At 64.1% G+C, this 7,426-nt stretch carries 7 protein-coding genes and 1 pseudogene; all 8 read right to left on the minus strand.

The genetic code is table 11. The annotated features are described in order from the left end of the window. A pseudogene (locus tag EN738_RS27205) lies at window positions 1-363 on the minus strand (hypothetical protein); the annotation flags it as partial. Between the two features lie 224 nt (window positions 364-587). After that, a complete protein-coding gene (locus EN738_RS27210; protein WP_013530871.1) occupies window positions 588-1,037 on the minus strand; it encodes an Rrf2 family transcriptional regulator in 450 nt (149 codons plus the stop codon). Window positions 1,038-1,301: 264 nt separating this feature from the next. After that, window positions 1,302-2,288 carry a sulfate ABC transporter substrate-binding protein gene (locus EN738_RS27215; protein ID WP_127286388.1) on the minus strand — a complete coding sequence of 329 codons (987 nt, stop codon included), beginning with the start codon at window positions 2,286-2,288 and terminating at the stop codon, window positions 1,302-1,304. A gap of 149 nt (window positions 2,289-2,437) precedes the next feature. Then, window positions 2,438-3,496 carry a sulfate/molybdate ABC transporter ATP-binding protein gene (locus tag EN738_RS27220; RefSeq protein ID WP_127286389.1) on the minus strand — a complete coding sequence of 353 codons (1,059 nt, stop codon included), beginning with the start codon at window positions 3,494-3,496 and terminating at the stop codon, window positions 2,438-2,440. A 67-nt stretch (window positions 3,497-3,563) separates the two neighbouring features. Next, a complete protein-coding gene (gene cysW / locus EN738_RS27225) occupies window positions 3,564-4,448 on the minus strand; it encodes a sulfate ABC transporter permease subunit CysW (RefSeq protein WP_127286390.1) in 885 nt (294 codons plus the stop codon). Then, window positions 4,441-5,241, minus strand: a complete 801-nt coding sequence (gene cysT, locus EN738_RS27230; RefSeq protein WP_127286391.1) for a sulfate ABC transporter permease subunit CysT — start codon at window positions 5,239-5,241, stop codon at window positions 4,441-4,443. Before cysT ends, cysW begins: the two co-directional genes overlap by 8 nt. 126 nt (window positions 5,242-5,367) lie before the next feature. Next, window positions 5,368-6,396: a sulfate ABC transporter substrate-binding protein gene (locus EN738_RS27235; protein ID WP_127286392.1), complete on the minus strand. Its 1,029-nt coding sequence runs from the start codon at window positions 6,394-6,396 to the stop codon at window positions 5,368-5,370. Window positions 6,397-6,626: 230 nt separating this feature from the next. Beyond that, window positions 6,627-7,379 (minus strand): M15 family metallopeptidase, encoded by a 753-nt coding sequence (locus tag EN738_RS27240; RefSeq protein ID WP_127286393.1) that lies wholly within the window; start codon window positions 7,377-7,379, stop codon window positions 6,627-6,629. Window positions 7,380-7,426: the final 47 nt, after the last annotated feature.

A 7,426-nucleotide genomic window follows, 5' to 3' on the forward strand; every position in this document is an offset into this window, starting at 1 on the left:
GAACAGCGCTTGCGCATCGACGCGGTCGCCAAGGACGGTGCGGACCGCTGCGGCGTAGCGTGGAAAATCCTTGCGGAGATGGCGCTTCAGCCGAAGCTTCGAACTCCAGGCGCAGATCGGCGCCCACCAGACGACCGGCAGTGTCGCGGCGACGACGAGAAGGAAAGAAAAGAGCAGGCTTTCGCGAAGATCGCGGTTCGAGAAGCGGCGCAGCCGGCCGGGCCCGACCAGCCTGCGGCTGAAGAAGCGCACCGCTTCGCCACGCTCCGGCACCGGCACGTCGGCGATGATCTCGGTGTGATGGACGGGGGACGATCTCCTGCGGTCGGCCCTGCGGGATTTTCCGAACCACGGCAGCCTCATCGGATCGGTGTCCCGCCTGTTCCTGGTTGCGTCCGAAAGGCCGCTCTACTGCGTCCATGGCCGCTGCGCAATCGGGCACGAGCATTCGAGCGCCCAGGGGACGGGCGCAGGCCTTGATGCGGAGCTTCAGGTCCGGGCTAATTATTTGTTTATACGCAATTCCGGACGGAAGGCTACGGCGAAGTCGCCGAGCCTAACCGTTACATGCTTTTCCTGGAATTGCTCTAGATCTGCGACGTCAGCTCGACGGGGAAATCGTCATTGTCGGCGTCGCGCATGGCGGCGAGGCTGCGGTTGTCGAGCACTTCGGCGATCGCCTGGCGCACTTCCAGCATCATGTGCCGGACCTGGCAGGTCGCCTCGTCGCAATCCTCGCAGCGCTGGTACTGCGTGCGGCTGGCGCAGGGGATCGGCGCCAGCGGACCGTCGAGGACACGCACGACATGGCCGATCTTGATCTCGGAGGCCGGGCGGGCAAGGCGATAGCCGCCTTCCTTGCCCTTGCGGCTCTGGACGAAGCCGGCATTGCGCAACTCGCCCAGAATGGCGTCGAGGAATTTCTTCGGAATGTTGTTGGCGACGGCGATATCGTTGACGAATGCAAGCTGGCCGGCCGGCAGGCCGGAAAGATGCACGAGGGCCTTGAGGCCGTATTTGCCTTTTTTGGTAAGCATGCCCGATTCAGTTCATGAAAAACCCCAACCGCCTGCATCTGGCGGTTGTTTGTGTGCAAATCATGACGTCTCGGATCGCGTATTGCCGTTTCGCGCAAAACAAGCCGCCCGACGGCACGTTAGGCACAAACGCGTTGATTCTTTGTAACGTTTCTCACAGATGAGGTCGGGATTTTGCCAGGAATCGGCCTGCTGGCGCATGAAATGAGGAAAGCCGGCGAAGCCGGCTTTCCTGTTCAGGTCGACGCCGAGGCGCTGGAGCCGTCAGCGGCTGCCATAGGCCTGGTCGAGCAGGCCGCCAGCGGCGAAATGCTCGGCCTGCACCTTGGGCCAGCCGCCGAAGACGTCGTCCACCGTCAGCAGGCGGACATCGGGGAACTGGTCCTTGTACTTCGCCGCGACCGCCGTATCGCGGATGCGGTTGCCGTTGCGGGCAAGGATGTCCTGGCCTTCGGAAGTATAGAGGAAGTCGAGATAGGTCCTGGCGAGATCGCGCGTGCCATGCTCGTCGGCAACCTTGCCGACGATGGCGACGGGGAATTCCGCCAGCAAGCTGACCGAGGGCGTGACCTGCTCGAACTTGTCGTCGCCATACTCCTTGCGGATGCCGCGCGTCTCCGATTCGAAGGTGATCAGCACGTCGCCGATCTCGCGCTGCACGAAGGTCGTTGTGGCGGCACGGCCGCCGGTGTCGAAGACCGGCACGTTGTTGAACAGCTTGGTGATGAACTCCTTCACCTTGGCGTCGTCGCCCTTGAAGGCCTCCTTGGCGTAAGCGGTGGCGGCGAGATAGGTGTAGCGCGCATTGCCCGATGTCTTGGGGTTGGGGAAGATCACCTGCACGTCGTCGCGCACCAGATCGTTCCAGTCCTTGATGTGCTTGGGGTTGCCGGCGCGCACCAGGAAGGACGGCAGCGAATAGAAGGGCGAGGCGTTGTCTGGGAAATCCTTCTGCCAGTCGGCGGAAACGAGCCCCTTCTTGACCAGGAAATCGACATCGGTGACCTGGTTCAAGGTGACGACATCGGCGCCGAGCCCTTCGGCGATGGCGCGCGCCTGAGCGGAGGACCCGGCATGCGACTGGTCGATCGTCACGCCCGGATGTTCGGCGACGAAGGCCTTGTTGACTTCGGCGAACAGCTCGCGGCCGACGTCGTAGGACGCGTTAAGCAACCTGTCGGCCGACCAGGCCTCGGAGGATGCGAGGAAGAGGGTGGCCAGTGCCGCCGCGCCAAGCAAAAATCGCTTCATGAAAACCGGCTCCTTGAGAGTTGCAACAAGGGCGCAGGATAATAGCACAAGGCCGGCCAGCGCCAGACATGCGAGCCGGCGCTATCGTGTCGTCGTCGGAAAAGATTCCGCCGAAACAAATGCTTGTTAGGATTTTCTTTCAGGCTGATTCAGCTGGCTTTTCCGGGCTCGGACGCCGGGAAAAGTTTCCAGCGCCGCGGCCTGAATGCCACCCGGCTCTTCTGCGCCGCCGGATGATCGACGGGCAGCTCGACCTCGACCCGCTGGCGCTCGCCGCCGATCTCGAGCTCCACCCGCCTGGTGCCGGCGACGCGGCGGCTGGCGGCAACGGTGCCGGCGATGCAGCCGCTGCAGCCGTCGAGCAGTTCGACGTCATGGGGGCGGAAATACAGCAGCGCGTCGCCCGAGGCCGCATGCGGGGCGGACAGGCCGATCGACCGGTCGGCGATCCAGACCTCGCCGCTCTCGACCTTGACCGGCAGGCAGCTCGATTCGCCGATGAAGCTATAGACGAAGGGCGAGTTCGGGGTGTCGTAGATTTCATCGGCGGAACCGACCTGCTCGATGCGGCCCTGGCTCATCACCACGACGCGGTCGGCGAGCTCCAGCGCCTCTTCCTGGTCGTGGGTGACGAAGACCGTGGTGTGGCCGGTGCGGTCGTGGATCTCGCGCAACCAGCGGCGAAGCTCACGGCGCACCTGGGCGTCGAGCGCGCCGAACGGCTCGTCGAGCAACAGCACCTTCGGTTCGATCGCCATGGCGCGGGCAAGCGCGACGCGCTGGCGCTGGCCGCCCGAGAGCTGCGCCGGGTAGCGCTTCTCCAGGCCCGAGAGCTGGACGAGGTCGAGAAGCTCCGAGGCGCGGCGACGGATCTCCTGCGCCGGCGGGCGTGCCGCGCCGTGGCGGACCTTGAGGCCGAAGCCGATATTGTCGGCGACGGTCATGTGGCGGAACAGCGCGTAGTGCTGGAAGACAAAGCCGACATTGCGCTCCTGTATCGACTTCTGCGAGGCGTCATCGTCGCCGAAGAAGATCGTGCCCTTGGTCGGCCGCTCCAGCCCGGCGATCAGGCGCAGAAGCGTCGTCTTGCCGGAGCCGGACGGGCCCAGCAGCGCGATCAGCTCGCCCGACTTGATGTCGAGCGAGACGTCGTGGAGGGCAGGAAACCGCTCAAACTCCTTGCGCACGTTGGCAACGCGAACTTCCATAAACCGTCCCTTTTGTCGGTGCCTGCCGTTATCCCAAAACCGGTTCGCGCTTTTGGGCGATATGCATTCAGTGTCCGCGCGTGGCGGCGATCTCGGCGCCGTAGCGCATCTCGAGAAGTGTTTTCAAGACCAACGTCACCAGCGCCAGGCCGGCAAGCAGCGAAGCGACGGCGAAGGCGCCGACGGCATTGTACTCGTTGTAGAGGATTTCGACATGCAGCGGCATGGTGTTGGTGAGGCCCCGTATGTGCCCCGACACCACCGACACCGCGCCGAACTCGCCCATGGCGCGGGCGTTGCAGAGCAGGACGCCGTAGAGCAGGCCCCATTTGATGTTCGGCAGCGTCACGTACCAGAAGGTCTGCCAGCCATTGGCGCCGAGCGAAAGCGCGGCCTCCTCGTCGCCATTGCCCTGTTCCTGCATCAGCGGGATCAGTTCGCGGGCAACGAAGGGGAAGGTGACGAAGACGGTGGCGAGCACGATGCCCGGCACGGCGAACAGGATGACGACGCCATGCGCCTTCAACCAGGCGCCGAGCACGCCCTGGGCGCCGAACAGCAGCACGTAGACCAGGCCGGAAATCACGGGCGAGACCGAGAACGGCAGGTCGATGAGGGTGGTCAGGAAGGCCTTGCCCTTGAACTCGAACTTGGCGATCGCCCAGGCGGCGGAAATGCCGAAGACGAGGTTGAGCGGCACCGAGATCGCCGCCACCAGCAGTGTCAGCCGGATGGCCGAGCGCGTGTCGGAACTGGCCAGCGCCTCCGAATAGGCACCGACGCCCTTTGCCAGCGCCTCGTGGAAGACGACGATCAGCGGCATGAGCAGGAAGACGGCGAGGAAGGCGAAGGCCACGGCCATCGCCACGATGCGCACCGGCCGGCTTTCGGTGACCGCCGCCGACTGGCTTTCGTGATGCGGTTCGTAGGATTTGATTTCGGGGTCAGCCATAGCGTTTGCGGCTCCATGACTGTGCCAGGTTGACGACCAGCAGCATCAGGAACGACAGCGCCAGCATGATGGCTGCGATAGCGGTGGCGGCCGGATAATTGTACTCCTCCAGCCTGATCACGATCAGCAGCGGTGCGATCTCCGACTTGAACGGCAGGTTGCCGGCGATGAAGATGACCGAGCCGTACTCGCCGACACCGCGCGCGAAGGCGAGCGAGAAGCCGGTGATGATCGCCGGCGCCAGGCCCGGGAACAGGATGCGGGTGATGATCTGGAAACGGTTGGCGCCGAGCGTGGCGGCCGCTTCCTCGACCTCCTTGTCGAGCTCTTCCATGATCGGCTGCACGGTGCGCACGACGAAGGGCAAGCCGATGAACACCAGCGCGATGACGATGCCGAGCGGCGTATAGGCGACCTTGATGCCCAGCGGCATCAGCAATTTGCCGATCCAGCCGTTCGGCGCGTAAAGCGTGGTGAGCGCGATGCCGGCGACGGCGGTCGGGAGCGCGAAAGGCAGGTCGACCATGGCATCGACGATGCGACGGCCGGGAAAGCGGTAGCGCACCAGCACCCAGGCGACGATGGTGCCGAAGACGACATTGACGCCGGCGGCGATGAAGGCGGTGCCGAAACTGATTTCAAGCGCGTTGATGGTGCGGCGGTCGGCAGCGATCGCCCAGAAATCGGTCCAGCCGAGTGCCGCCGAGCGCCAGACCAGCCCGGAGAGCGGGATGAGGATGATGAGCGTGAGGTAGGCAAGCGAGAAGCCGAGCGTCAGTCCGAAACCCGGAATGACACTCGGCTGCTTGAATCGCCACCCCGCCGGCGCGGGTGCTGTGGTCGTGGAATTCTGGTTCGTCCCTTCTTATTCAGACCAGACTGCCGTCGGTGAATGTCCCGGCCGCGAGGCCGTCGCGCCTCACTGGGCAGGCTTGTAAATCTGGTCGAATATACCACCATCGCCGAAATGATAAGGCTGCGCCTTCTTCCAGCCGCCGAAAAGCGGATCGTCGATGGTGATCAGCTTGATCTCGGGCAGTTTGGCGAGGTCCTCGGCGGGCACCAGATCGGGCTTTGCCGGACGATAGTGGTTCTTGGCGATCAGCGTCTGGCCCTCCTTGGAGTAGAGGTAGCCGAGATATGCCTCGGCGACCTTGCGCGTGCCCTTGGCGTCGACATTGGCGTCGACCACCGCGACAGGCGGTTCGGCCAGGATCGAGGTCGGCGGATAGACGATGTCGAAATTGTCGGCGCCGAATTCGTCGAGCGCGAGATAGGCCTCGTTTTCCCAGGCCAGCAGCACGTCGCCCAGGCCCTTTTGCGCGAAGGTCACGGTCGAGCCGCGCGCGCCGGTGTCGAGGACCGGCACTTGGGAGTAGAGCTTGGCGATGAATTCCTTGGTCTTGGCCTCGTCGCCGCCGTCATTGGCGTTGGCATAGGCCCAGGCGGCGAGATAGTTCCAGCGCGCGCCGCCGGAGGTCTTCGGGTTGGGCGTGATCACCTGGACGCCGTCCTTGATCAGGTCGTTCCAGTCATGGATGCCCTTGGGGTTGCCCTTGCGGACCAGGAAGATGATGGTCGAGGTGTAAGGGGCCGAATTGTTCTCGAACTTTTTGCGCCAGTCCGGATTGATCTTCTTCGCCTTCGAGACGATGGCGTTGATGTCGCCTTCGAGCGCCAGCGTCACGACATCGGCGTCGAGGCCGTCGATCACGGCGCGAGCCTGCGCGCCCGATCCGCCATGCGACTGCTGGATGGTCACGGTCTCGCCGGTCTCGGCCTTCCAGTGCGCGGCGAAGGCCTCGTCATAGGCCTTGTAGAGTTCACGCGTCGGATCGTAGGACACGTTGAGAAGGGTCGTATCGGCGAACGCCAAACCGAGCGCGCCGAACTGGACAGATGAGGCGACCAGCGCGCCAAGCAATTTCTTGAAATGAGGTTTGGTCATTTCCGCCTCCGTTGATGACGACCGAACTCTAGCGAATTGATAGAATTTAGATGCATTCAATGTTGCCTTTTTTGGCCTATCGGAGAAATTTTTCGCCGATCGCCTGCCCCTTGGGGAAATGGTTTCCTCATATTAGATAGACCGCCTCCTCGCCGGGCCGACGCTATCTAGGAGCGGGCCGCCCTCAGGCAAGGCTGCGCGGCGACAGGTCGGCCTTCGCGGCTGGACCTCTAAGGCGCGGTGACGGGAAAGTCGAAGCGTTGCTTCGGGAACGGCTCGTCCGTCAGCGTGAAGTGCCACCATTCGCGGGCGTAGTTGCGGAAACCGGCGCCGCGCATGGCCTCGACCAGTCGCTTGCGGTTTGCCGCCGCGTTGCCGGGGAGCGGATGGTGGGCGGTTTCGCTGGCCTGGTCGAAACAGTCGAAGCCGGTGGCGAAATCGAGCGTTTCGGCATCGGGAGCGCCGCAGGCAGGGCGGGGAGCGGCCGCGCCAGCAACGGGCGCAATGGCGAGATCCACGGTCGAGCCGCGCGAATGGTTGGAGAGCTCGCCGATATACCCCTTGGCGATGAGGTCGCCGCGGTTCACTGAGGGGTACCATTGCGGGTCCGGAGGCCCGCCCGATCGCGTCCACCCGACCATGTCGGCGACGGCCCGCGCCGGGCGGTAGCAGTCGAAGACCACCAGAGTCAGGCCCTTTTGTGCGATCGCTTTCTGGACGCTTGAAAGCGCCTTTGCCGCCTGCCTAGTCAGGATGCAGACCGGCGCCTCATAGCCGTCGACCTGGCGGCGCAGGAAGTTTTTGTTCCCGGCATAGCGGATGTCCTGGCGAATGGTCGCATCGACATCGGCGAGCCTGACGAAGCCGAAGGGCGGGGCATCTGCGTAAGCCGAGAGAGGGCTCGCGATTGCTAGCGCAAGCGCTGCGAAGAATGCTCCCCACAGAGGTCGGCGCGAGGCCCCCCTCTCTGCCCTGCCGGGCATCTCCCCCTCAAGGGGGGAGATTGGCTTCGGCGCGGCTCCCGCCTTTC

Origin of the sequence: Mesorhizobium sp. M4B.F.Ca.ET.017.02.2.1, from assembly GCF_003998955.1 — a bacterium.
Classification (GTDB): domain Bacteria; phylum Pseudomonadota; class Alphaproteobacteria; order Rhizobiales; family Rhizobiaceae; genus Mesorhizobium; species Mesorhizobium abyssinicae.

What these genes read in the sequence shown, in the direction of transcription:
- EN738_RS27210 (WP_013530871.1), bottom strand. Translation starts at nt 1,037, where the DNA reads ATGCTTACCAAAAAAGGCAAATACGGCCTCAAGGCCCTCGTGCATCTT.
- EN738_RS27215 (WP_127286388.1), bottom strand. Translation starts at nt 2,288, where the DNA reads ATGAAGCGATTTTTGCTTGGCGCGGCGGCACTGGCCACCCTCTTCCTC.
- EN738_RS27220 (WP_127286389.1), bottom strand. Translation starts at nt 3,496, where the DNA reads ATGGAAGTTCGCGTTGCCAACGTGCGCAAGGAGTTTGAGCGGTTTCCT.
- cysW (WP_127286390.1), bottom strand. Translation starts at nt 4,448, where the DNA reads ATGGCTGACCCCGAAATCAAATCCTACGAACCGCATCACGAAAGCCAG.
- EN738_RS27235 (WP_127286392.1), bottom strand. Translation starts at nt 6,396, where the DNA reads ATGACCAAACCTCATTTCAAGAAATTGCTTGGCGCGCTGGTCGCCTCA.
- EN738_RS27240 (WP_127286393.1), bottom strand. Translation starts at nt 7,379, where the DNA reads ATGCCCGGCAGGGCAGAGAGGGGGGCCTCGCGCCGACCTCTGTGGGGA.